22 protein-coding genes are annotated in these 23,298 nt (G+C 72.5%); 6 read left to right on the top strand and 16 right to left on the bottom strand.

Features of this window, described 5'->3' with window-relative positions; translation table 11 throughout:
- Positions 1-5 precede the first annotated feature (5 nt).
- Complete coding sequence (locus A4R25_RS20155) at positions 6-1,445, bottom strand: aldehyde dehydrogenase family protein (RefSeq protein WP_064447723.1); 1,440 nt, start codon at positions 1,443-1,445, stop codon at positions 6-8.
- 142 nt (positions 1,446-1,587) lie between these two features.
- Here A4R25_RS20155 and A4R25_RS20150 point away from each other — a divergent pair, with 142 nt between their 5' ends.
- Both A4R25_RS20150 and gabT read left to right on the top strand, forming a co-directional pair.
- Positions 1,588-3,024 (top strand): gamma-aminobutyraldehyde dehydrogenase, encoded by a 1,437-nt coding sequence (locus A4R25_RS20150; protein WP_030501380.1) that lies wholly within the window; start codon positions 1,588-1,590, stop codon positions 3,022-3,024.
- A gap of 5 nt (positions 3,025-3,029) precedes the next feature.
- Positions 3,030-4,301, top strand: a complete 1,272-nt coding sequence (gene gabT, locus A4R25_RS20145) for a 4-aminobutyrate--2-oxoglutarate transaminase (protein ID WP_064447722.1) — start codon at positions 3,030-3,032, stop codon at positions 4,299-4,301.
- Between the two features lie 66 nt (positions 4,302-4,367).
- On the opposite strand, the gene A4R25_RS20140 is transcribed toward gabT, so the two are convergent.
- From A4R25_RS20140 to A4R25_RS20115, 6 genes are all read right to left on the bottom strand, one after another.
- The gene (locus A4R25_RS20140) at positions 4,368-5,027 is read right to left on the bottom strand and encodes a hypothetical protein (protein WP_064447721.1); all 660 of its coding nucleotides are present in this window, start codon (positions 5,025-5,027) and stop codon (positions 4,368-4,370) included.
- A gap of 75 nt (positions 5,028-5,102) precedes the next feature.
- Positions 5,103-5,738, bottom strand: coding sequence for a M15 family metallopeptidase (locus tag A4R25_RS20135; RefSeq protein ID WP_064447720.1), 636 nt, complete (start codon positions 5,736-5,738; stop codon positions 5,103-5,105).
- The gene (locus tag A4R25_RS20130) at positions 5,735-6,868 is read right to left on the bottom strand and encodes a D-alanine--D-alanine ligase family protein (RefSeq protein WP_064447719.1); all 1,134 of its coding nucleotides are present in this window, start codon (positions 6,866-6,868) and stop codon (positions 5,735-5,737) included. The genes A4R25_RS20135 and A4R25_RS20130 overlap by 4 nt, the downstream gene beginning before the upstream one ends.
- The gene (locus A4R25_RS20125) at positions 6,865-8,967 is read right to left on the bottom strand and encodes a pyridoxal-phosphate dependent enzyme (protein ID WP_064447718.1); all 2,103 of its coding nucleotides are present in this window, start codon (positions 8,965-8,967) and stop codon (positions 6,865-6,867) included. The genes A4R25_RS20130 and A4R25_RS20125 overlap by 4 nt, the downstream gene beginning before the upstream one ends.
- Before the next feature lie 116 nt (positions 8,968-9,083).
- Positions 9,084-10,136 (bottom strand): HAMP domain-containing sensor histidine kinase, encoded by a 1,053-nt coding sequence (locus A4R25_RS20120; protein ID WP_064447717.1) that lies wholly within the window; start codon positions 10,134-10,136, stop codon positions 9,084-9,086.
- A complete protein-coding gene (locus A4R25_RS20115; RefSeq protein WP_043326436.1) occupies positions 10,133-10,798 on the bottom strand; it encodes a response regulator transcription factor in 666 nt (221 codons plus the stop codon). Before A4R25_RS20115 ends, A4R25_RS20120 begins: the two co-directional genes overlap by 4 nt.
- Before the next feature lie 235 nt (positions 10,799-11,033).
- Between A4R25_RS20115 and A4R25_RS20110 the strand changes: the two genes are divergently transcribed.
- From A4R25_RS20110 to A4R25_RS20095, 4 genes are all read left to right on the top strand, one after another.
- On the top strand, positions 11,034-12,317 hold the full coding sequence (locus A4R25_RS20110; RefSeq protein WP_064447716.1) for a hypothetical protein: 1,284 nt from the start codon (positions 11,034-11,036) through the stop codon (positions 12,315-12,317).
- Positions 12,318-12,357: 40 nt separating this feature from the next.
- Complete coding sequence (gene adh / locus A4R25_RS20105) at positions 12,358-13,863, top strand: aldehyde dehydrogenase (protein WP_043326441.1); 1,506 nt, start codon at positions 12,358-12,360, stop codon at positions 13,861-13,863.
- Positions 13,863-14,210: a DUF779 domain-containing protein gene (locus tag A4R25_RS20100; RefSeq protein ID WP_043326443.1), complete on the top strand. Its 348-nt coding sequence runs from the start codon at positions 13,863-13,865 to the stop codon at positions 14,208-14,210. Before adh ends, A4R25_RS20100 begins: the two co-directional genes overlap by 1 nt.
- Positions 14,211-14,307: 97 nt before the next feature.
- A complete protein-coding gene (locus A4R25_RS20095) occupies positions 14,308-14,751 on the top strand; it encodes a hypothetical protein (RefSeq protein ID WP_064447715.1) in 444 nt (147 codons plus the stop codon).
- A gap of 19 nt (positions 14,752-14,770) precedes the next feature.
- On the opposite strand, the gene A4R25_RS20090 is transcribed toward A4R25_RS20095, so the two are convergent.
- The 9 genes from A4R25_RS20090 to A4R25_RS20050 form a co-directional block, all read right to left on the bottom strand.
- The gene (locus A4R25_RS20090; RefSeq protein WP_013284175.1) at positions 14,771-15,082 is read right to left on the bottom strand and encodes a helix-turn-helix domain-containing protein; all 312 of its coding nucleotides are present in this window, start codon (positions 15,080-15,082) and stop codon (positions 14,771-14,773) included.
- Complete coding sequence (locus A4R25_RS20085; RefSeq protein WP_043326449.1) at positions 15,079-15,471, bottom strand: type II toxin-antitoxin system RelE/ParE family toxin; 393 nt, start codon at positions 15,469-15,471, stop codon at positions 15,079-15,081. Before A4R25_RS20085 ends, A4R25_RS20090 begins: the two co-directional genes overlap by 4 nt.
- Before the next feature lie 40 nt (positions 15,472-15,511).
- Complete coding sequence (speB, locus tag A4R25_RS20080; protein ID WP_064447714.1) at positions 15,512-16,525, bottom strand: agmatinase; 1,014 nt, start codon at positions 16,523-16,525, stop codon at positions 15,512-15,514.
- Positions 16,522-17,724, bottom strand: coding sequence for a saccharopine dehydrogenase family protein (locus tag A4R25_RS20075; protein WP_043326453.1), 1,203 nt, complete (start codon positions 17,722-17,724; stop codon positions 16,522-16,524). Before A4R25_RS20075 ends, speB begins: the two co-directional genes overlap by 4 nt.
- Positions 17,724-19,145, bottom strand: a complete 1,422-nt coding sequence (locus A4R25_RS20070) for an FAD-binding oxidoreductase (protein WP_043326455.1) — start codon at positions 19,143-19,145, stop codon at positions 17,724-17,726. Before A4R25_RS20070 ends, A4R25_RS20075 begins: the two co-directional genes overlap by 1 nt.
- Positions 19,142-19,975 (bottom strand): ABC transporter permease, encoded by an 834-nt coding sequence (locus tag A4R25_RS20065; protein WP_082931077.1) that lies wholly within the window; start codon positions 19,973-19,975, stop codon positions 19,142-19,144. The genes A4R25_RS20070 and A4R25_RS20065 overlap by 4 nt, the downstream gene beginning before the upstream one ends.
- A complete protein-coding gene (locus tag A4R25_RS20060) occupies positions 19,972-20,880 on the bottom strand; it encodes an ABC transporter permease (protein WP_064447713.1) in 909 nt (302 codons plus the stop codon). Before A4R25_RS20060 ends, A4R25_RS20065 begins: the two co-directional genes overlap by 4 nt.
- A gap of 76 nt (positions 20,881-20,956) precedes the next feature.
- Positions 20,957-22,114, bottom strand: a complete 1,158-nt coding sequence (locus A4R25_RS20055; protein WP_064447712.1) for an ABC transporter ATP-binding protein — start codon at positions 22,112-22,114, stop codon at positions 20,957-20,959.
- Positions 22,111-23,295: a spermidine/putrescine ABC transporter substrate-binding protein gene (locus A4R25_RS20050; RefSeq protein ID WP_064447711.1), complete on the bottom strand. Its 1,185-nt coding sequence runs from the start codon at positions 23,293-23,295 to the stop codon at positions 22,111-22,113. The genes A4R25_RS20055 and A4R25_RS20050 overlap by 4 nt, the downstream gene beginning before the upstream one ends.
- Between the last annotated feature and the right edge of the window lie 3 nt (positions 23,296-23,298).

The raw sequence follows: 23,298 nt of genomic DNA, 5'->3' as shown, positions 1-23,298 counted from the left end.
AGCGATCAGAGAGGCACGCCCGTCAGCACCATCACCCGCGGCTCGGTGTAGTCGTCCATGGCGCTGCGCAGCCCTTCCCGCCCGACGCCGGAGCCCTTCATCCCGCCGTACGGCATCTGGTCGGCCCGGTACGACGGCACGTCCCCGACGATCACACCGCCCACTTCGAGCGTGCGGGCGGCGTCGAACGCCACGTCGAGCCGGTGGGTGAAGACGCCGGCCTGCAGGCCGTACGCGGAGTCGTTGACGGCGGCGAACGCGGCCCGGTCGTCCGCGACCGGGGCGACCACCAGCACCGGTCCGAACACCTCCTCGGCGCACACCTTCGCGTCGGCCGGTACGCCGCTGAGCACTGTGGGCGGGTAGGTCGCGCCGTCGCGCCGCCCGCCGGTCTCGACGACGGCGCCGGCGGTGACCGCCTCGTCCACCCAGGTCTCGACGCGCTGCGCCGCCTCGACCGACACCAGCGGGCCGACGTCGGTCAGCTCGGCGCGCGGGTCGCCGGTTCGCAGCGCCTGTACCGCCGCGACGAGCCGGGGCAGGAAGCCGTCGTATAGCCGTTCGTGCACGTAGACGCGCTGCACCGCGATGCAGGACTGCCCGGCCTGGTAGTTGGAGAACGTGGCGATGCGCTGTGCGGCGAACGTCAGGTCGTCGTCCGCCGACCAGTCCGCGCAGATGACCGCTGCGGCGTTGCCACCGAGTTCCAGCGTGACGTGCTTGTCCGGGGCGGCCCGGCGGATGGCCGCGCCGACCGGCCCGGAGCCGGTGAACGACACGACCGGCAGGCGCGGGTCGGCGACCAGTTCGGCGGCGCGCTCGTTCGGTAGCGGCAGCACCGAGAACATGCCCTCGGGCAGGTCGGTCTCGGCCAGGATCTCGCCGAGCAGCAGCGCGGTGAGCGGGGTGGCCGGGGCCGGCTTGACCACGATCGGCGTACCGACGGCGAGCGCTGGGGCGACCTTGTGGGCGACCAGGTTGAGCGGGAAGTTGAACGGCGTGATGCCGAGGACCGGGCCGCGCGGAACCCGCCGGACCAGGGCGATCCGGCCGGTGGCGGCGGGGTCGGTGTCGAGTCGTTGCAGGTCTCCGGAGAAGCGGCGGGCCTCCTCGGCGGCCCAGCGGAACGTGGAGACCGCGCGCCCCACCTCGGCCTTGGCCCATTTGACCGGCTTGCCGTTCTCGGCGGTGATCAGCGCGGCGACCTCGTCGGCCCGCTCGGCGAGCCGGCGGGAGACGTGGTCGAGGGCGGCCGCGCGGGCGTGCGCGGGCAGGGCCGCGGCCTCCGCTGCTACCCGGGCGGCCCCCGCGACTGCGGCTTCGACCTGGTCGGCCGTGGCGAGCGTGGTACGCCCCACCGGCTGCCCGTCGTACGGGTGGGTGACTGTCAGCTCGTCCTCGCCGTGGGCGGGGCGACCGGCGACGTAGAAGGCTCTCGGCTCCACGACCGGCAGCCTAGACCACAGGTGCCCACGCGGAAACAGTTGCTCAAACCCTTGTCTGCCTCGGATTTAGTAGCCAAGATGGCAGTCAGATTGCGATAACCTCCGCTGACCCTCTCCCCGGCCACCTTCACGGAGACTTCTGATGAGCGACCAGCAGCAGCTGCGCAACTTCGTCAACGGCGAGTACGTCGACCCGGTGGACGGCGGCTACGCCGACCTGATCGACCCGTGCACCGGCGAGGTCTTCGCCCAGGCCCCGGTCTCCGGCGCGGCGGACGTGGACGCGGCGATGAAGGCCGCCTCCGCCGCGTTCGAGACCTGGCGCGACACCACTCCGGCCGAGCGGCAGCGGGCGCTGCTGAAGTTCGCCGACGCGGTGGAGGCGCGGGCCGCCGAGCTGGTCGACGCCGAGGTCCGCAACACCGGCAAGCCCCGGCAGCTCACCACCGAGGAGGAGCTGCCGCCGGCGGTGGACGAGCTGCGCTTCTTCGCCGGCGCCGCGCGCCTGCTGGAGGGCCGCTCGGCCGGTGAGTACATGGCCGGGCACACCTCGTACGTGCGGCGCGAGCCGATCGGCGTCTGCGCCCAGGTGACGCCGTGGAACTACCCGCTGATGATGGCGGTCTGGAAGATCGCCCCGGCCCTCGCCGCCGGGAACGCGGTGGTGCTGAAGCCGTCGGACACCACGCCGGTGTCGACGCTGCTGCTGGCCGAGATCGCCGCCGAGCACCTGCCCCCGGGTGTGTTCAACGTGGTCTGCGGCGACCGCGACACCGGCCGTACGCTGGTCTCCCACCCGACCCCGCAGCTCGTGTCGATCACCGGCTCGACCCGCGCGGGCATGGAGGTCGCCGCCGCGGCGGCGCCGGACCTGAAGCGGACGCACCTGGAGCTGGGCGGCAAGGCCCCGGTGGTGATCTTCGACGACGCCGACGTGGCGGCGGCGGCCGAGGCGATCGCGATGGGCGGCTACTTCAACGCCGGTCAGGACTGCACGGCGGCCACCCGGGTGCTGACCGGGCCGGGCATCCACGAGGACTTCGTGGCCGCGCTGACCGAGCAGGCCCGCAACACCCGTACCGGCGGGCCGGACGACGCCGACGTGCTCTACGGCCCGCTGAACAACGCCAACCAGCTCGCCCGGGTGAGCGGTTTCGTGGACCGCCTGCCGGACCACGCGAACGTCACCACCGGCGGCGCCCGGGTCGGCGAGCGCGGCTTCTTCTACGCCCCGACCGTGGTCTCCGGCGTACGCCAGGCCGACGAGATCATCCAGGACGAGGTGTTCGGGCCGGTCATCACCGTGCAGCGTTTCTCCGACGAGGACGAGGCGGTGCGCTGGGCCAACGGCGTGGACTACGGCCTGTCCGCCTCGGTGTGGACGCGCGACCACGGCCGGGCCATGCGGATGACGCGGCGGCTGGACTTCGGCTGCGTCTGGGTGAACACGCACATCCCGTTCGTCTCGGAGATGCCGCACGGCGGCTTCAAGCACTCCGGCCACGGCAAGGACCTGTCGGTCTACAGCCTGGAGGACTACACCCGGGTCAAGCACGTCATGCACAACATCGAGGGCTGATCGCGATGGCCACCAGCGAGGAGCTGCACAAGCGCCGGGTCGAGGCGGTGGCGCGGGGCGTCGGCAGCACCATTCCCGCGTACGTGGACCGGGCGGGCGGCGGCACGATCACCGACGTGGACGGGCGGGAGTGGATCGACTTCGCCGCCGGCATCGCCGTCACCAACGTGGGCAACTCCGCGCCGCGTGTGGTCGAGGCGGTACGCGCGCAGGTCGAGCGGTTCACCCACACCTGCTTCATGGTCGCGCCGTACGAGTCGTACGTGGCGGTCTGCGAGCAGCTCAACGCGCTGACCCCGGGTGGTTTCGGGAAGCGCTCAGCGTTGTTCAACTCCGGCGCCGAGGCGGTGGAGAACGCGGTGAAGATCGCCCGGCACGCGACCGGGCGGCCGGCGGTGGTGGTGTTCGACCACGCGTACCACGGCCGGACCAACCTGACCATGGCGCTGACCGCGAAGAACATGCCGTACAAGCACCGGTTCGGGCCGTTCGCCGGTGAGGTCTACCGGGTCCCGATGTCGTACCCGCTGCGCGACGGCGGGCTGGACGGCGCCACCGCGGCGGCCCGCTCGATCGAGATGATCGAGAAGCAGGTGGGCGCGGAGAACGTTGCGGCGCTGCTGATCGAGCCGATCCAGGGCGAGGGCGGTTTCGTCGTACCCGCTGAGGGTTTCCTGCCGGCGCTGCGCGAGTGGGCGACGGCGGCCGGGGTGGTGTTCGTCGCCGACGAGATCCAGACCGGTTTCTGCCGCACCGGCGACTGGTTCGCCTGCGAGCACGAGGGCGTCGAGCCGGACCTGATCACGCTGGCCAAGGGCATCGCGGGCGGGCTGCCGCTGGCGGCGGTGACCGGCCGGGCGGAGCTGATGGACGCGGTGCACGTCGGCGGTCTGGGCGGCACGTACGGCGGCAACCCGATCGCCTGCGCCGCCGCGCTCGCGTCGATCGAGACGATGCGGGAGCTGGACCTGGCCGCCGCCGCGCGCCGGATCGGCGCGGTGATGGGTGAGCGGCTGCGCGCGATCGCCGCCGGTGACCCGCGCGTGGCCGAGGTACGCGGCCGGGGCGCGATGCTCGCCGTGGAGATCGTCGTACCGGGCACGTCGACCCCCGACCCGGCCGCCACGGCGGCGATCTCGGCGGCCTGCCACGCGGCCGGGCTGCTCACGCTGACCTGCGGCACCTACGGCAACGTGCTGCGGTTCCTGCCGCCGCTGGTCATCTCCGACGACGAGCTGGGCCGAGGGCTGGACATCCTGGCGGCCGCCTTCGGCTGACCCCGGACGTGGAACACCATGGGCCGATCATCCCCAGGACCGGCCCATGGTGTCCCACCCCGGAATTCAGCGAATCAGCTCGACGGTGTTGCGCCGGACCAGGTTCTTGCCCGGTTCCCGGATGGCGTCCATGGCGGCGGTGTTGAGCAGCACGCAACTACCGGACGGCCCGGTGACAGTCACGGTCACCGCCTTGTTGTTGTCCAGGTTCGTCACCCGAAGCCGGGTGCCGAGCGGAAACTGGCCGCTGGTGGCGGCCGGCGCCCCACCTTCGGCGAAGAACGTGAGCGCGCCGGAGCAGACGCTGCCGCCGATCGGCTGCGCGGCGCCGGGCCGGGTCTCGCCCGGCTGCGCGCCCGGGGCCGGAGCGGCGCCGCCGTCGAGGCGTTCCACCACGTTGCGGCGGATGACGTTCTTGCCCGGCTCGCGTACCAGGTCCATGGCGGCGGCGTTGAGCAGCACGCAGCTACCGGACGGCCCGGTGACCGTCACCGTGGCCACCTTGCGGTTGTCGAGGTTCGTCACCCGCAGGCGTGTGCCCACCGGGAACCTGTCGCTCGTCGCGGCCGGCGGGCCGCTCTCGGCCGAGAAGGTCACCGACCCGGCGCAGGCCGACCGCCCGACCGGCGCGGTGTCCGCGAATCCCAGTCCGGTTCCCACCGAGACCGCCACCGTGGCGGTCACCGCCACGATTGCCGCCATCGCGTGCTTACGCTGCACCCTCACGTTCTCTCCCGTCGTCGCTGTCGTTCCCCGCGTGGTACGGACGGGAGGGCCGGAACGTTCACCTGAACCGACGGGCTACAACGGACCGTAACGGGTGTGCGGCGCACCGGTCATCAGCGCCCAGTACCTGTCGCCGTAGGACCAGTGCCACCACTCCGTCGGGTAGTTCACCATCCCCGCGCCGCTCAACGCCGCCACCAGCACGTTCCGGTTGCGCCACGCGCTCACCGGGATGTGCCGGGCGGCGGTGAAGCAGGCGTCGGCGCTCTCCTCCGGGGTGGCGTCGAGCACCGTGCCCATGTCCAACTCCACCCCGTCGGCGTCACACAACGTGAGGTCGACTGCTCCGCCGGTGCTGTGCGGGGCCACCTCGACCGGCGACACGAACTTGGTGGTCTCCCGGTGCAGCCGGTCCGCCGGCCAGTCCGGGTGCCGCCGCCGCAGCTCGTCCCGGTAGCCGGTGAAGATGTCGAGCTGCGCCCGGTACGGCCGGTAGCCCTCGACCACGAGCAGGCGCAGCCCGGCCGGCAGCGCGCGTTGCGCGGCCAGCAGGCGGTCCGCGACACCGCACCGCACCCGCGCGTACGCCCCGGCGGGGTCGGCGGCCCGCTCGTCCACCCGCAGCCCGGGCACCTCGCGCAGGTCCACCAGGGGTTCGCCGTCGTCCCGGCTGGACACGGCGGCGACGCGGGGGTCGGAGAGGAGGATCACGGCGTACCCCCGGGGTGTGCGGTGGACGGCCGGGCCGCGTGCCGGGTGAAGGCGAGCGCGACCAGCCGGTCCACCACCTCGGGGTACGCGACGCCGGACTCGGCCCACACCTTCGGGTACATCGAGTGCGCGGTGAAGCCGGGCAGCGTGTTCAGCTCGTTGACGTAAAGGTCGCCGGTGGTCTCGTCGTAGAGGAAGTCGACCCGGGCCAGGCCCCAGCCGCCGATCGCGGTGAACGCCCGTACCGACAGCTCGCGGATCCGCTCGGTGACCTCGTCCGGCAGCGGGGCCGGGACGATCATCGGGTCGGCGTCGCCGAAGTACTTCTGCCGGTAGTCGAACCAGCCGCCCGCGACCCGGACCTCGCCGACCGCCGACGCCTCGGGCTGCCAGCCGCCGAGCACGCCGCACTCCAGTTCCCGGCCGGTCACGCCCTGCTCGACCAGCACCACGTGGTCGTGCCGGAACGCCTCCTCCACGGCCGCGACCAGGTCGTCGCCGCCTGCGACCCGGGAGATGCCGATCGAGGAGCCCATCCGGGCCGGCTTGACGAACAGCGGCCCGCGCAGCCCGACGACCAGCTTCTCCGGGTCCGCCGCGGCCCGCCAGGTCGGCTCGTCGAACCAGACGTACGGCGTCGTCGGGACGTCCTCGGCGCGCAGCGCCCGCTTCATCGCCACCTTGTCCATGCCGACGGCGGAGGCGAGGATGCCGCACCCGACGTACGGCACGCCGAGTGATTCCAGCAGCCCCTGCACCACGCCGTCCTCGCCGTACGGGCCGTGCAGCACCGGGAACACCACGTCCAGTTCGGCGTGCACGGTGGCCGGGGAGTCGGCGGCGGTGACCGCCACAGTCCCGGCGGCTGCCCCGCGCCGCAGCTCCACCGCCGGGCCGGTGACCGGCAGCCGGTCGTCGATCGCCCGTCCGGCCGCCACCGTGCCGAGGTGCTGTGCGAGCACCGGCTCGGGCAGCAGCCGGAGCCCGCCGGTACGGGTGAGGCCGAGCGCCACCACCCGGTGCCCCTGCCCGGCCAGGGCGCGGGCCACGCCCAGCGCCGAGGCGCAGGAGACCTCATGTTCCGCCGACGGGCCTCCGAACAGGACACCGATCCGCACTGTCGCTCTCATGCCGCCACTCCTGCCGTCATCGGGTCGCCCGCCAACCGGGCCACCAGGTCCGCTTCCACGTTTCCGCCGGTCAGCACCACGCCGACCGTCCGCCGCGTCCCGGTGCCCGAACTGCCGGGACCGCTCACCTCGTCCAGCCGCAGCGCGCCGGCCAGCGCGGCCGCGCCGGACGGCTCGACCAGCACCTTCAGGTCCAGCAGGAGCAGCCGGAACGCCTCGACGATCGCGTCGTCGTCGACCCGGACCACGCCCCGCACACCGGTGCGGGCCACCGCGAACGGCAGGTCGCCGACGCACCCGGGGCGCAGCCCGTCGGCGAGGCTCGGCGCCGGGGCGACGGGTGTGGGCCGTCCGGCGGCCAGGCTGCGGGCCAGCGAGTCGCACCCGACCGGCTCCACGCCGTACACCTGGATCGGCGTTCCGGCCACGGCCAGGCAGGCCCCGGCGATGCCCCCGCCCCCGCCCACCGGCACCACCAGCGCGTCCAGCGGTGTGCCGCGACGCGCCGCCTCCTCGATCAGCTCCAGGCTGGCGCTGCCCTGCCCGGCCACCACGTCCGGGTGGTCGTACGCGTCGACCAGCGGGTGGCCCTCCACCTCGGCGATCCGCCGGGCGACGGCGAGGCGCTCCTCGACCGTGGTGCCCGCCCGGACCACCCGGGCGCCCGCCGCCCGCGCCCGGTCCACCTTGACCGGCGCGGCGTCCACCGGCAGCACGACGGTCGCGGCCAGCCCGTGCCGACGCGCGGCCAGCGCCACCGCGACGGCGTGGTTGCCGGTGCTCTGCGCGACCACGCCGGTGTGCCCGGCGGCGGCGAGCCGGCCCACCGCCAGCATCGCGCCGCGCATCTTGTACGAGCCCCCGTCCTGCAGGTTCTCCGCCTTGAGCAGGATCCGGGCGCCGGCCAGGCGGTCGATCACCGGGCTGTGCAGCACCGGGGTACGCACCACCCGGCCGGACAGCGCGCGGGCGGCCTCCTCGACATGTGTGCGGTCCGGCAGCGCTGGCCCGTCGATTCGGGGCATGGTCTCTCCTTCGGGATTCGAGTGGACGCGGCGGCGCGGCAGGTCGAACAGCCAGCGCGCGCCGAGCACGGTGAGGCCGCGGTGCGCGGCGAGGCTGAGCGCCAGCACGAGCGCGGTGAGCAGGACCGGGTAGACGGTCACCAGCAGCGCCCGGCCGGGTCCGCCCAGACCGGCCACCGGCGCGGCGAGGAGCCGGTCCAGCAGCGCCAGCACCGGCATGTGGATCACGTAGACACCAAGCGTGCGGCGGCCCAGCCGGGCCAGCGCCGGACCGGCCAGGCGGTGCCGGGCCAGCCGGGCGGCGGCGGTCAGCCCGAACGCCACAGCGAGCACGGAGACGAACAGGTACGCGCCGGGCCAGCTCTGCACGCCGGCCAGGCCCATGGCGGCCAGCCCGATCGCGTACGCCGCGCCGGTGCCGGCGAGCCGCCGGGTGCTCGCGCCGTCCGCCCACCGCGTGAGGTACGGCTTCAGGCGCACCCCGGCCAGGAAGAACACCAGGTTCTGGTAGACCTGCCCCCGGTTGCCGGGGCTGTCCAGCAGCCCGGTGGCCGCCACCGCGGACAGCGCGCCCGCGGCGGTCAGCAGTACCGCCGGGTGGACCCGGCGCAGCGCCTTGGCGAGCACGAAGTAGAGCGCCAGCGCGTACAGGTACCACAGGTTCGACGGCGTCACGGTGAGCTGGGCCAGCAGCTCACCCGGGTCGGTGGCCCGGTCGGTCGGGAAGCCGGGCGCCAGCGCCAGCAGCGCGGTGTGGATCAGCAGCCAGATCGCGTACAGGTAGAGGTTCCGCGTGATCCGGGGCCGTCCGGACACCCGCCACGGGCGGGCCACCGCGTTCGCCGCGAAGATGCCGGAGATCGCGAAGAACAACGGCATCCGCAGCGGCAGCAGCTGCTCGCCGAGCAGCCCCCACGCGCCCGGCACCGGCAGGCCGGCCCGCCAGTCGATGCGCAGGTAGTCCTTGACGACGACGTGCCAGAGCACCACGAGCACGATGCAGGCGCCCTTCGCCACGTCGGCCCAGGCCACCCGGTCACCGGGTGGTGCGCTCCCCTCGGTACGCGTCGGCACTGCGGTCTCCTCTCCGGCCCTCTCCAAGGCAGGCGGCGGTGCCGCCGGTCCGGTCCTCGGGCAGGTGTCATCGCGGGATGCCGCGACGGCGGCTCCCGGAGTCGTATGTGGGGTGGTCAGCCCACGTGGGGCAGGTGGACGTCGACCCGCAGGCCGCCGTCGTCACCTGGGCGGGCAGCGATGATGCCGCCGTGCGCCTGGGTGATGGAGCGGGCGATGGCCAGGCCGAGCCCGGCGCCGCCGCCCTGGTTGGTCCGGTCCCGGGCGAGGCGCCGGAACGGTTCGAACAGCCCGTCGACCGCTTCGGCGGGCACGGCCTGCCCGCTGTTGGTGACGGTCAGCGCAGGGTCGCCGCCGACGGTGACGACGAGCCGGCCGCCCGGGCGGTTGTACTTGATGCCGTTCTCCACCAGGTTGGTGACCAGGCGTTCCAGCAACACCCGTTCGCCGGTCACGATCCGGGGCGACAGCCGGGTCTCGACCGTCACGCCGGCCTCGGCGGCCCGGTCGGCGTACGCGGCCAGCACGCCGCTGACGATCTGTTCGAGGCGTTGCGGGGTGGAGGACCGCAGGCCCTGGTCGCTCTCGCTGAGCGCCAGCAGCCCTTCGATCAGCCGCTCGTTGCGTTCGTTCGTGGCGAGCAGTTGCGCGGTCAGCAGCTCCAGTTGCTCACCGGTGAGCGACTGCGCCATGCCGACCTCGATCAGCGTGCGTTGCACCGCGAGCGGCGTACGCAGCTCGTGGGAGGCGTTCGCGGCGAACCGCCGCTGCCCCTCGTACCCGGCGGTGACCCGGTCCAGCATCGCGTCGACCGCGCGGGCGAGCCCGGCCAGCTCGTCCCGGCCGCGATGCCGGATGCGGTAACCGAGGTTCTGCGGGCCCAGGTTCGCCATCGGGGCGGCCAGGTCGCGCACCGGGCGCAGGCACCAGCGGGCCGCTCCCCACACCGCGAATCCGGCGGCCACCAGCACCAGCAGTTGGACCAGCAGCGGCAACAGCGGGACGAACGGGCGGCCCGGTTCGCACACCGCGCCGATGGTGGCCAGGCCGCAGAACCACTGGGCCTGCCCCCACACCAGTTCGAGCAGCGACTTGACCATGTTGGGCACGAAGAACCCGGCGAGCAGGGCGAGCAGCCCGACCAGCAGGATGCGGCGACGGGGGCTCATTCCGGCTCGCCGATCCGGTAGCCGGCCTTCGGCACGGTGTGGACGACCGACGGCTGGCCGAGCTTCTTGCGCAGGGTCATCACCGTCACCCGGACCGCGTTGGTGAACGGGTCGGCGAACTCGTCCCACGCCTGTTCCAGCAGCTCCTCGGCGCTGACCACCCGGCCGCCGGCCCGCATCAGCACGTGCAGGACGGCGAACTCCTTCGGGCTCAGCCCGAGCGGGCGGCCGTCCCGGGTAGCGGTGTGCCGGGCCACGTCGAGCACCACGCCGTGCCGTTCCAGCACCGGCGGCAGCGCCGGCGTGGACCGGCGGCCCAGCGCCTGGACCCGCGCCACCAGCTCGGCGAACGCGAACGGCTTGGTCAGGTAGTCGTCGGCGCCCAGCCCGAGGCCGGCGACCCGGTCCCGGATGCCGGCGGCTGCGGTCAGCAGCAGCACCCGGGTGCCGGCGTCGGACCCGGCCAGGCTCCGGCACACCTCGTCGCCGGTGGCGCCGGGCATGTCCCGGTCCAGCACCGCCACGTCGTACCGGTTGACCCCGATCCGTTCCAGCGCGCCGTCGCCGTCGTAGCAGACGTCGACAGCCATGGAGAACCGTCGCAGCCCCTCGGCGACCGTGTCCGCCAAGAGCCGCTCGTCGTCCGCCACCAGCACCCGCACCTTGCGCTCCCCGTGTCTTCCCTCGTCGTCCGGCACACCTTCGCAGGCCGGAGTTAAGGGTTCTGTAAGCGTCCGCAGCAGCCATCCTCCACGCGGGCCACGCTGCGACAACCGGCGTACGGCCGTCTGGGCCGTTCGTCCGGTCCGCGGGCGGCGCGAGCACCGCTGAAGTGACCCGGATCACGCATTGGCGCTCGGGCGTGAGGTGGGTCACGATGGGTGGAAGGAGGCGCTGGTGGCTGACCCGTGGCTCGCCCTGGAGTTCGGCGCGGATCCGGCGGAGCGGATCGCGCAGGTCGGTGCCGCCCACGAGGCGTTCCTCACCGCCGGCACCACATCCGGCCGGGTCCGGGAGGTGGTGGCCCGTTCCTGGGAGCGGTCCGCGCTGCTCGACCCGGAGGCCACCGCGCCGGTCGACCTCACCGACGACGCGCTGGAGACGTACCGCGCCGCGCACCCGCTCGCCCGGGTGATGCCGCTCTTCCGCGACCTGCTCGGCGGCATCGCGCAGGACGGCGCGCACCTGATGGCGGTCTGCGACGCCGCCGGGCGGCTGCTCTGGGTGGAGGGCCACCCCGGGGTGCTGCGGCACGCCGAGCGGATGAACTTCGTACCGGGCGCACGCTGGGACGAGGCGCACGCCGGCACGAACGCGCCCGGCACCGCCCTCGCCGTCGACCACGGCGTGCAGATCTTCGCCACCGAGCACTTCGTGCGGCCGGTGCAGCGCTGGACCTGCGCCGCCGCGCCGATCCACGACCCGGTCAGCGGCGCGCTGCTCGGCGCCGTCGACATCACCGGCGGGGACCACCTGGCCAACCCGCAGAGCCTGGCTCTGGTCCGGGCCACCGCCCGGGCCGCCGAGGCGTTCCTGGCCGGCGTCGCGCCCGCCGCGCCGGACGTCGCGTACGTGTCGGCGCTCGGCCGCGACGAGGCGGAGCTGCGCGTCGGCGGCCGGCGCATCCGGCTCGGTCGCCGGCACAGCGAGCTGCTGGTGCTGCTCGTCGACCATCCCGAGGGGCGCACCGGGGAACAGCTCGGCCTCGACCTCTACGGCGACGACAGGCGGCACCCGGTCACGCTGCGCGCCGAGCTGTCCCGGCTGCGCCGCGTGCTCGGCGAGGAGCTGCTCGACTCCCGCCCGTACCGGCTGCGCCCGACCGTGCGCGCCGACTTCCGTACCGTCACCGAACTGCTGGAACGTGGCGATCCGGCGGCGGCGCTGCGCGCGTACCGTGGGCCCCTGCTGCCCCTGTCGGACGCACCGGGAGTCGCGCGACTGCGCCGCCTGGTCGACGGCCAGTTGCGCGCCGCCGTGCTGGCCGGCGGCGACCCGGGGCTGCTCGCGGCCTGGACCGCGACGGCGGCCGGCGCCGACGACCTGGCCGCTTGGCAGGCCCTGGCGCGGGCGCTGCCGCCGGGCGCGCCCCGCCGGCCGCTCGCGCTCGCGCGGGCCCGCCAGCTCGCCGAGGAGTACGCGCTGCCGCGCGCAACGTTCCTGCAACGTCCTGGAAACTAGCCTGCCCGCCATCCACCCCAGACGGACGGCGGAGGTACCCATGACGCGCTACGACGCCCCCACCCACTGGCAGTCCCGCTACGACCACTACATCGGCGGCGAGTACGTGAAGCCGCACGGTGGCAAGTACTTCGAGAACCCGACCCCGGTGACCGGGCAGACCTTCTGCGAGGTGGCCCGGGGCACCGCCGAGGACGTGGAGAAGGCGCTGGACGCGGCACACGGCGCGGCCGACGCGTGGGGCCGCACGTCGGTCGCCGAACGCTCGCTGATCCTCAACCGGATCGCCGACCGCATGCAGGACAACCTGGAGTCCCTGGCGATCGCCGAGACGTGGGAGAACGGCAAGCCGGTACGCGAGACGCTCGCCGCCGACATCCCGCTCGCGATCGACCACTTCCGCTATTTCGCCGGGGCGATCCGGGCGCAGGAGGGCTCGCTCGGCGAACTCGACGACGACACCGTCGCCTACCACTTCCACGAGCCGCTCGGCGTGGTCGGGCAGATCATCCCGTGGAACTTCCCGATCCTCATGGCGGTGTGGAAGCTCGCCCCGGCGCTGGCCGCCGGCAACGCGGTGGTGCTCAAGCCGGCCGAGCAGACGCCCGCCTCGATCCACTACCTGCTCTCGCTGATCGGCGACCTGCTGCCGCCGGGCGTGATCAACGTGGTGAACGGCTTCGGCGTCGAGGCGGGCAAGCCGCTGGCGTCCTCGCCGCGGGTGGCGAAGGTGGCGTTCACCGGCGAGACCACCACCGGGCGGCTGATCATGCAGTACGCCAGCGAGAACATCAAGCCGGTCACGCTGGAACTCGGTGGCAAGAGCCCGAACATCTTCTTCGACGACGTCAGCGCCGCCTCCGACGACTTCCTGGACAAGGCTCTCGAAGGCTTCACCATGTTCGCCCTCAACCAGGGCGAGGTGTGCACCTGCCCGTCCCGGGCGCTCATCCAGCAGGGCCACTACTCCGACTTCCTCGCCGCCGCCGTCGAGCGGACGAAGGCGGTCAAGCAGGGGCACCCGCTGGACACCGACACGATGGTCGGCGCGCAGGCCTCCAACGACCAGTTGGAGAAGATCCTGTCCTACCTGGACATCGGGCGGCAGGAGGGCGCTCGCGTCCTGGCCGGCGGCGAGCGGGCCGACCTCGGCGGCGAGCTGTCCGGCGGCTACTACGTCCAGCCGACGATCTTCGAGGGCGACAACTCGATGCGGATCTTCCAGGAGGAGATCTTCGGCCCGGTGGTGTCCGTGACCTCCTTCGCCGACCTGGACGACGCCGTGAAGATCGCCAACGACACGCTGTACGGGCTCGGCGCGGGCGTGTGGACCCGGGACCTCAACACCGCGTACCGGGCCGGGCGCGCCATCCAGGCCGGCCGGGTCTGGACGAACTGCTACCACGCCTACCCGGCGCACGCGGCGTTCGGCGGCTACAAGCAGTCAGGCATCGGCCGGGAGAACCACAAGATGATGCTGGAGCACTACCAGCAGACCAAGAACCTGCTGGTCAGCTACTCGCCGAAGAAGCTCGGCTTCTTCTGATGGGCGACACCGTGACAGTGACCCCCGCGGCGGCCGACCTGATCCGGTCGCTGCGGGGGCAGCACGGCCCGCTGATGTTCCACCAGTCCGGCGGCTGCTGCGACGGCAGCGCCCCGATGTGCTACCCGGCCGGAGAGTTCCGCACCGGCGGCTCGGACGTGCTGCTCGCCTCGCTGACTGTCGACGGCGTGCCCGAGCCGGTGGAGTTCTGGATGTCGAAGGCCCAGTGGGAGCTGTGGAAGCACACCCGGCTCACCGTCGACGTGGTGCCCGGCCGGGGCAGCGGCTTCTCCCTGGAGGCACCGGAGGGCGTCCGGTTCCTCATCCGGTCCCACCTGAACCGCTGATCTGTCCGAGATCTTGCAGCTCGCGGGCATCGCGGCGGTGGGATGCTGACGCCGTCCACTTCGGAGTCGCATCCCACCGCCCGACAGGAGACCGCCCATGCACCCGGTCCGACAGCCAGTGCTCGCCGCCGGCCTCACCGCCTTGGCCACCGCCGCCACGCTCGGGCTCTCACCCGGCGCCGCCGTCGCCGCCCCGGCGGCCTCTCCGAGCATCTCCGTCAACTGGTTCGGCACGGCCGACGGGCGGGCGCACACCGCCACCGTCGGCGGCCGGTTCGACTGCGGCGCCGAGCGCGGCCTCGCCTACATCGAGGTGCACCTCGACCAGCGGCGCGGCTCGGTCAACGGCTTCGGGTTCGGCGTGATCGGCGCGTGCACCGACGAGCGCCCCGCCGGCACCTGGACCGCGACCATCCCCGCCGACCAGGGCAGATTCCGCCCCGGCCCGGCCACCACGATCGCCCGCCTGGTGATCGAGCCCAACTCGATCACCGAAACCACCGAGCCCGTACGCCTGCGCCCCCGCTGCGCCCGCCCCTGACCGCCTCGGCGGCCTCCGGTCAGGCGATCTGCCGGAGGTCGTCGCCGTAGTCGAAGATGATCCGCAGCCGGGCTCCGAGGGCATTGGCGTACCGGCTCAGCGTTGCCACCTCGTTGACGTCGAGGTCGCCGTTCTCGATCTGGCTCACCCGGCCGGGCGTGACCCCCATGATCTCGGCGACCTGCCGCTGGGTCAGGCCCAGCCGCTTGCGCTCCTCGGCCAGGTGGAACGCGCTCACCCAGGCGTCGGTCCGGGCGCGCTCCGCCTCGTAGGCCTCGTCGTCGCCGCCGAGTTCGGCGCGGACCTCGTCCCAGTGATAGAACTCCGTCACGACTCCCCCCTTCGCTCGCGCTCGCTGTCGAGCCAAGCCTTGTAGGCAACCTCCGCCGCCGGGATGTGCTGCCGGTACCAGCGACTCCAGTCGCCCGCCTTGTTGCCGGCGACCAGCAGGACCGCCTGCGACCACGGATCGAAGACGAACAGCACCCGGATAGCCACGTCCCGACCGGAGCGGGGCCGCAACTCCTTGAGATTACGGAGACTGCTTCCGCGCAGCGTGTCCACGAGCGGGCGGCCCAGCCCCGGCCCGACCTCGGCCAGCTTGTCCACCGCCACCCGGACGCTCTCGTACGACGCCGGGTCGTGGTCCCGCAGGTCGCGCAGCCAGTGCCGGACCTCTCCGGTGACCCGGACCGACCAGCGCTTCCCGTCCGCACCCATGCCCTGACTATAGCCCGGGCTAAACATCCCGGCCTACCAGTCAGCGGTCATCCAGGAGGGGCTGGGTGGGGTTCCACGGGGTTCCGGTTTCGGCGTCGCGGCGGCGGCGGGCTATCGCTGAGAGCGCCTCCAGCACCACCCGGTTGCCCAGGTACGCGGTGATGTCGGCGTGGTCGTACGGCGGGGCGACCTCGACCACGTCCAGCCCGACCACCGGCAGCTCGTAACAGACCCGGCGGACCGCGTCGAGCAGTTGCCGGGAGGTGAACCCGCCCGGCTCGGGCGTGCCGGTGCCGGGGGCCATGCCGGGGTCGACCACGTCCACGTCGACGGAGAGGAACACGCCCTCGCACTCGTCGGTCGCGATGCCGAACGCCTCGGTCAGGCAGGTGTCCAGGCCGCGCGCCACGATCTCGGTCATCTCGTACGAGCGCATCCGCTGCTCGGCCATCCACGCCAGCGTGTCCGGGCCGGGCCAGTAGCCGCGCAGCCCGATCTGCAGGAAGCGGTCGCCGCGTACCGCGCCGGACTCGATCAGCCGGCGCATCGGCTGGCCGTGGCCGTGCAGCGAGCCGAACTCGACGTCCCCGGTGTCGGCGTGCGCGTCGAAGTGCACCAGCGACACCCGGCCGAGCCCGTGGTGCCGGGCCACGCCGGTGGCGTCGGGCAGCGCGATGGAGTGGTCGCCGCCGAGGACCACCGGGATCGCCCCGGCGGCGGCGACCGCGTGCACGGCGGTCTCCAGCGCGGCGAGCGAACGCTCGATGTCGCCGCTGAACATCTCCACGTCGCCGGCGTCGTAGACGCACAGGTCCTTCAGCCCGTCCACGCGCAGCGCCAGCGACGGGCGGGAGCCGTCGTGCGGCAGGTAGCAGGCCTGCCGGATGGCGGACGGCCCGAACCGGGTGCCGGGCCGGTGCGAGGTGCCACCGTCGAACGGCGCCCCGATGATCACCACGTCCGCGTCGGCGTACGTGACCGGCTCCTCGACCGTGCACGGCGGCACGCCGAGGAACGTGATGTCGGGGCCGTACATCGGGCCGTACCGGGTCATCGTTCCTCCATCCCCCACGGCGAACCGTAGCCGGTGAGCAGGTCCAGGAAGGGGGTCGGCGGGAACGCCTCGGGACCGAGCACGCCCGTGCCGGACCAGGCGCCGGTGGCGAGCAGCTCCAGCGCCACGACCGGGTTGACTGCGGTCTGCCAGACCACCGCCTGGTGGCCGTACTCGGCCATCGACCACTCGTTGTCGACCACGTGGTACAGGTAGACCCGGCGCGGCCGCCCGTCCGGGCCGGTGCCGGTGACGTACGTGCCGGCGCAGGTCTTGCCGCTCATCCGGTCGCCGAGCGTGGCCGGATCGGGCAGCGCGGCGGCCACCAGGTCGCGCGGCGACACGTCGACGCCGCGTACCCGCACCGGCTCGGTCGAGTCGAGCCCGAGCTTGTGCAGCGTGCGCAGCACCTCGATGAACTCGGCGCCGAGGCCGTACTTGAAGGTGACCCGCTTCGCCTGGACCCAGCGCGGGATGAGCAGCACCTCCTCGTGCTCGACGTTGACGCACTCGACCGGGCCGATCCCGGCCGGGAAGTCGAAGACCTCCGGCTCGCTGAACGGTTCGGTGGTGAACCAGCCGCGCCCGGCCTCCCAGATCACCGGCGGGTTGAGGCACTCCTCGATGGTGGTCCAGATGGAGAACGAGGGCGCGAAGTCGTAGCCGGCGACCGTCAGGTTCGCGCCGTCGCGTACCCCGATCTCGTCGATCTCGGCGAAGAGTTCGTCGGCGGCGTAGCGGGCGAAGACGTCGGACAGGCCCGGTTCGACGCCGATGCCGCAGAGCGCGAGCCGCCCCGCGGCGGCCCATTGCTCCGCGACGGCGAACTGCTCGTCGCCGAGCTTGACCCCGGTCTGGGCGTAGGGACGCTCGGGGTGCGGCCGGGACAGCGACATCGCCATGTCCAGGTAGTCGGCCCCGGCGGCGAACGCGCCGTCGAAGATCGGCATGACGAAACGCGGGTCGACCGCGTTGAGGACGTGCGTGATCCGGTGTTCCCGGCACAGCGCGGCCACAGCGTCGGCGGAGGACGCGTCCACAGTGGCGGCGACGAACCGGTCGCCGTGCCCGGCGACGGCCCGCGCCGCCCGCGCCGGGTCGTGGTCGGCGACCACCATGAGCTCGAAGAAGGTACGGCGGGCGGCGATGGATACGGCTGCGGAGCCGACGCCACCGGCGCCGACGAGGAGGATACGCATCAGGAGTCGAACCCCAGTCCAAGACGGTCGAGAGTACGGAGCCAGAGGTTGCGCCGTCCGTCGCGCGCGTCGGCGCGGGCGAGCGACCAGCGGGTGAGGTTGATGCCCACGGACCGGACCGGTTCCGGCGGGAACGGCAGCGGCTTGCGGCGCACCAGGTCGAGCCGGGTCAGCGGGGTGTCGGTGCCGGAGAGCAGGTCGAGCGTCACGCGGGCGCCGAATCGCGTCGCGCCCACGCCGAGCCCGGTGAACCCGGCCGCGTACGCCAGGCGTCCGGAGTACGCGGTGCCGAAGAACGCGCAGAACCGGGTGCAGGTGTCGATGACGCCACCCCAGCGGTGACTGAAGCGCACATCGGCGAGCTGCGGGAACGTCGTGAAGAAGTGCGAGGCGAGCGTAGTGAAGGTGGCCTCGCGCTGCTCCAGCGCGGGCGCCACCCGGTTGCCGTAGTGGTAGATCGCGTCGTAGCCGCCGAACAGGATCCGGTTGTCGGCGGTGAGCCGGTAGTAGTGGAACTGGTTGCCGGTGTCGGCGAGCCCCTGCCGGTGCCGCCAGCCGATCGCGTCGCGCTGCGCGGCGGTCAGCGGCTCGGTCATCAGCGCGTAGTCGTAGACCGGCACGATCCAGGAACGCAGCCGGCGCAGCAGCGGCGGGAACGCGTTCGTGGCGAGCACGACCTGCCGCGCCCGTACCGCGCCGGGCGCCGCGTCCGCGCCGCCCGCCGTGCTGGCGAGCAGCGCCGCGCCGTCGCCGGCCAGGCCGGTGACGCGGGTGTGCTCGTGCACGCGTACGCCCAGGTCGAGTGCGGCCCGGCGCAGTCCCCAGGCGAGCTTCGCCGGGTCGAGCAGCGCCACCCGGTCGCGGTCCCACATCCCGCCCAGGTACGTCGGCGACGCCACCTCGGCGCGTACCTCGTCGCGGTCGAGCAGCCGCACGTCGTGGCCGTACCGGCGGGCCAGGTCGGCGTCCGCGGCGAGCCCGTCGAGCTGGTACGGCTCGACCGCCACCGCCAGCTCACCGGTGCGTTCGAAGTCGCAGTCGATGTCGTACTTCGCCACCGTGGCGGCGATGGCGTCCAGGTTCTCCCGGCCCAGCCGTTCCAGCTCGCCGATCTCGCCGGGGAACCGCTCGACGCCGTTGGCGAGCCCGTGGGTCAGCGAGGCGGCGCAGAACCCGCCGTTGCGCCCGGACGCCGCCCAGCCGCACGTGCCCGCGTCGACCAGCAGCACGTCCCGGTCCGGGTCGGCCTCCTTTGCGAGCAGCGCGGTCCACAGTCCGGCGTACCCGCCGCCGACCACGAGCAGGTCGGCGGTGTGCGAGCCGGACAGCGGCGGCAGCGGGTCGGGCCGCTCCGGGCGGTCCAGCCAGTACGGCACGGGCGCGGCGTCGGCCAGCGCCCGGCCGGTATGCGGGAGTGTCATGGCTTGCCCGCCGGTGTGGCGACCACCGCGAGGGCGGCCCGTCGCGCCCGCCGCCCGCGCAGCGAGGTGGCCCCGACCAGCAGCAACGCGATCACGAACATGGCCGTGCCGATCACGTTCACCTGCGGCGGGATGCCCCGCTGGGAGGCGCCCCAGACGTACATGGGGAACGTGACTGTGGTGCCGGCGTTGAAGTTCGTGATGATGAAGTCGTCGAAGCTGAGCGAGAACGCCAGCAGCGCGGCGGCCACGATGCCGGGCAGCACGAGCGGCAGCGTGATCCTTCGGAACGTCTGCCACTCGCTGGCGTACAGGTCCATGGCGGCCTCCTCCAGCCGCCGGTCCATGCCGGAGAGCCGGGCCTTCACGGTGACCACGACGAACGACATGCAGAACATGACGTGCGCGATGACGATCGTCCAGAAGCCCTGCGGCACCCCGGCGGCGACGAAGAGGGCGAGCAGCGAGGTGCCCATCACCAGTTCCGGGGTGGCCATCGGCAGGAAGATCAGACCGTTGAGCCCGGACCGGCCGCGGAAGCTGTGCCGGACCAGCGCGAACGCCATCAGCGTGCCGAGGAGCGTGGAGACGACTGTGGCGATGAGCCCGATCTGCATGCTGCGCACCACTGCGTCGCACATGTCCGAGGTGGCGCAGGGCTGCTTCCAGTTGTCGAGCGTGAACTCGTTGAAGTCGTAGGATAGCCGGCTGGAGGGCCGGTTGAAGGACAGACCGGCGACCACCATGATCGGCAGCGTCAGGTAGCCGAGGACGAGCAGGGCCACGCCCATCACCCACCGGTCGGCGAGCCAGCGCTTCAGTCTGCTCACAGGACCTCCTCCGTTCCCGCGCGGCGCAGGTAGACGAAGACGATCGCCAGGATCGCGGCCATCAGCAGGAACGACAGCGCCGCGCCCTGCGGATAGTCCAGCCGGACCAGGAACGCCGAGTCGATGACGTTGCCGATCATGTACTCGTTCGGCGTACCGAGCAGCTCGGCGTTGATGTAGTCACCGGTGGCCGGGATGAAGAACAGCAGCGTGCCGGCGATCAGGCCGGGCATCGACAGCGGCAGCGTGACCTTGGCGAACGCGCGCAGCGGGCTCGCGTACAGGTCGCTCGCCGCCTCCAGCAGCCGGGGATCGAGCCGCTCCAGGCTCGCGTACAGCGGCAGCACCAGGAACGGCAGGAAGTTGTAGGTCAGGCCGAGCACCACGGCGATCGGGGTGGCCAGCAGCCGGCCGTCCGGTCCGAGCAGGTGCACGTCGCGCAGCAGCCCGACCAGCGCGCCGTTGTCCGACAGGATGGTCTTCCACGCCAGCGTGCGCACCAGGAAGCTGGTGAACATCGGCGCGACCACGGCCACCAGCAGCAGGTTCTTCCACCGGCCGGCCTTCTGCGCGATCGCGTACGCCAGCGGGTAGCCCATCAGCAGCGCGAGCACCAGCGCGATCGCCGAGTAGAGGAACGACCGGGAGAACTGCGGCCAGTACGCCTGGAGCGCGTCCGGGTAGTTGCCGAACGCCCAGGTCATCGCGTACCCGGTGGAGAGCGAGCCGGCCGGGTCGTAGAGGCTGGCCGAGGCGAGCTGCACCAGCGGCAGCGCGAAGAAGACGAGCAGCCAGACCGCGCCGGGCAGCAGCAACAGGTACGGCAGGAGCCGGCTGCGCCCGCGCCGCAACGGCGGCGGCGCCGGTTTCCCGGCGGAGGTCGGTACGTGGGCCAGCGCGCTCATGCCGCCACTCCGCTTCGCTCCGTGCCGCCATGAGACACCTTCGCGCTGAGCCAGCCGATTCGCTCGCTGCGCTCGCTCATGCCGACGCACCCACCGGCGGCTCGTCGAGCAGCGGCGCGGTCTGGTCGTCCTCACCGGCGGCCCGGGGCAGCAGGAACGCGTGCCGCGGATCCCAGTGCGCGGTCACCGCCGTGCCGACCGCCAACTGACCGCCCAGCCCGCTGTTCGCGGCGAACGCGGTCAGCTCGCTGCCCCACGCGGTGCGCACCAGGTACTGGGTGCTCACCCCGACGTAGGAGGCGTCGCTGACCACGCCACCGACGTGCTGGTGTCCGGCCGGCACCCGGTCCGGGTCGTCGACCAGGTGCAGCTTCTCCGGACGTACGCCGAGGAAGGCCGGCCCGTCGGTGAGCCGGGCCCGGCCGGCGGGCACCGAGAAGCGCGAGCCGTGCGCCGTGACCAGCACGTCGTCGGCGGCGCGCCCGCCGGCTTCGGCGGCGAGCAGGTTGGACTGGCCGAGGAAGTTCGCCACGAACGCGGTGGCCGGGTACTCGTAGATGTCGGCGGGCGCGCCGAGCTGCTCGATCCGGCCGGCGTTCATCACCGCGACCGTGTCGGCCATCGTCATGGCCTCCTCCTGGTCGTGGGTGACGTGCACGAACGTGATGCCGACCTCGGTCTGGATCCGTTTCAGCTCGATCTGCATCTGCCGGCGCAGCTTGAGGTCGAGCGCGCCGAGCGGCTCGTCGAGCAGCAGCACCTGCGGGTGGTTGATGAGCGCCCGGGCCAGCGCGACGCGCTGCTGCTGGCCGCCGGAGAGCTGGGCCGGGCGGCGTCGGCCGTACCCTTCGAGCTGCACCAGCGCGAGCATCTGCTCCACCTGGTCGCTCACCTTGCGGATGCCGCGGCGGCGCAGCCCGAACGCCACGTTCTCGTGGATGTCCAGGTGCGGGAAGAGCGCGTAGCTCTGGAACACCGTGTTGACCGGCCGCTTGTACGGCCGCAGCCCGGCAATGTCCTGCTCGCCGAGCAGCACCTGCCCGCTGGTCGGCTGCTCCAGCCCGGCGATCATCCGCAGTGTGGTGGTCTTGCCGCAGCCGGACGCGCCGAGCAGGGCGAAGAACGAGCCCTGCGGGATGGTGAGGGTGAGGTCGTCGACGGCGGTGAAGACGCCGAACCGCTTGGTCAGGTCGACCAGGCGCAGGTCGCCGGCCGGGGTCTGCTGCCCCTTCACGCGCCGATCACCTGCTGGAACTTGGTCTCGTACTCCTTCTCCTGCGCCTCGTCGAGCGCCATGAAGACCTTGGCTTTGGACAGCATCGTGTCGTCCGGGAAGATCAGCGGGTTGCTCGCCAGGTCCGGGTCGATCTTCTCCATCTCGGCCTGCGCGCCCTGCACCGGGCAGATGTAGTTGACGTACGCGGCCAGCTTCGCCGCCACCGCCGGGTCGTAGTAGTGGTTCATCAACGCCTCGGCGTTGGCCTTGTGGGTGGCCTTGTTCGGCACCAGCATGTTGTCCGACCAGAGCATCACGCCGGACTCGGGCACCACGAACTTGATCTTCTCGTCGTCGAAGCCGAGCTGGACCACGTCGCCGGACCAGCCGATGCACGCGGCGATGTCGCCCTTGGCCAGATCGGGCGCGTAGTCGTTGCCGGTGAACCGCCGGATCTGCTTGCTGTCCACGGCCTTCTTCAGCTTGTTCAGCGCGTCGTCGAACTGGGCCGAGGTGAACTTGGCCGGGTCGTGGCCGAGCGACTGGAGCAGCAGGCCGATGGTGTCGCGCATCTCCGACAGCACAGTCACCTTGCCCTTGAGATCGGGGCGGGTGAGCAGCTCGTCGACGGTGCGGATCTCCTTGGTGACGTTCGCGTTGTACGCGAGCCCGGCGAGACCGGACTGCCACGGGACGGCGAGCTGGGTCTCGGCGTCGAAGGAGCGACCGCGCAGCGACTGCAGCAGGTTCGCCTCGACGTTCGGCATCTTCGACTTGTCCAGCTTCTGGACCCAGCCGAGGCGGATCACCCGGGCGGCCATCCAGTCGGTGAGCACCATGATGTCCCGGCCGGTGCTCTGACACCCGGCGAGCTGGTTGCGCACCTTGCCGAAGAACTCGTTGTTGTCGTTGACGTCCTCGGTGTACGTCACCTGGATGCCGGTGGCGGCGACGAACGCGTCGAGCGTGGGGCGCTTGGACTCGTCCTTCTCGTCGGTGTCCATGTACTGCGGCCAGTTCGAGAAGGCGACCTTCTTCTCGGTGGCGGACAGATCCTCGCTCTTGCAACCGGCTTCGGTCTGCTGGGCGCCCTTGGTCCCGCAGCCGGCCAGGGCGCCCGCGGTGGCGAGCAGTGCGGCCGAGCCGACGGTCCCGGTGAGCAGACCACGCCGGGTGAGGGTCCGAAGGGGACTACGCATGTG

The organism is Micromonospora sp. NBRC 110037 (assembly GCF_001652995.1).
GTDB classification, from domain to species: domain Bacteria; phylum Actinomycetota; class Actinomycetes; order Mycobacteriales; family Micromonosporaceae; genus Micromonospora; species Micromonospora chalcea.
The sequence above is the reverse complement of the archived record's forward strand: the minus strand, read 5'-3'. Positions and strand labels throughout refer to the sequence as shown.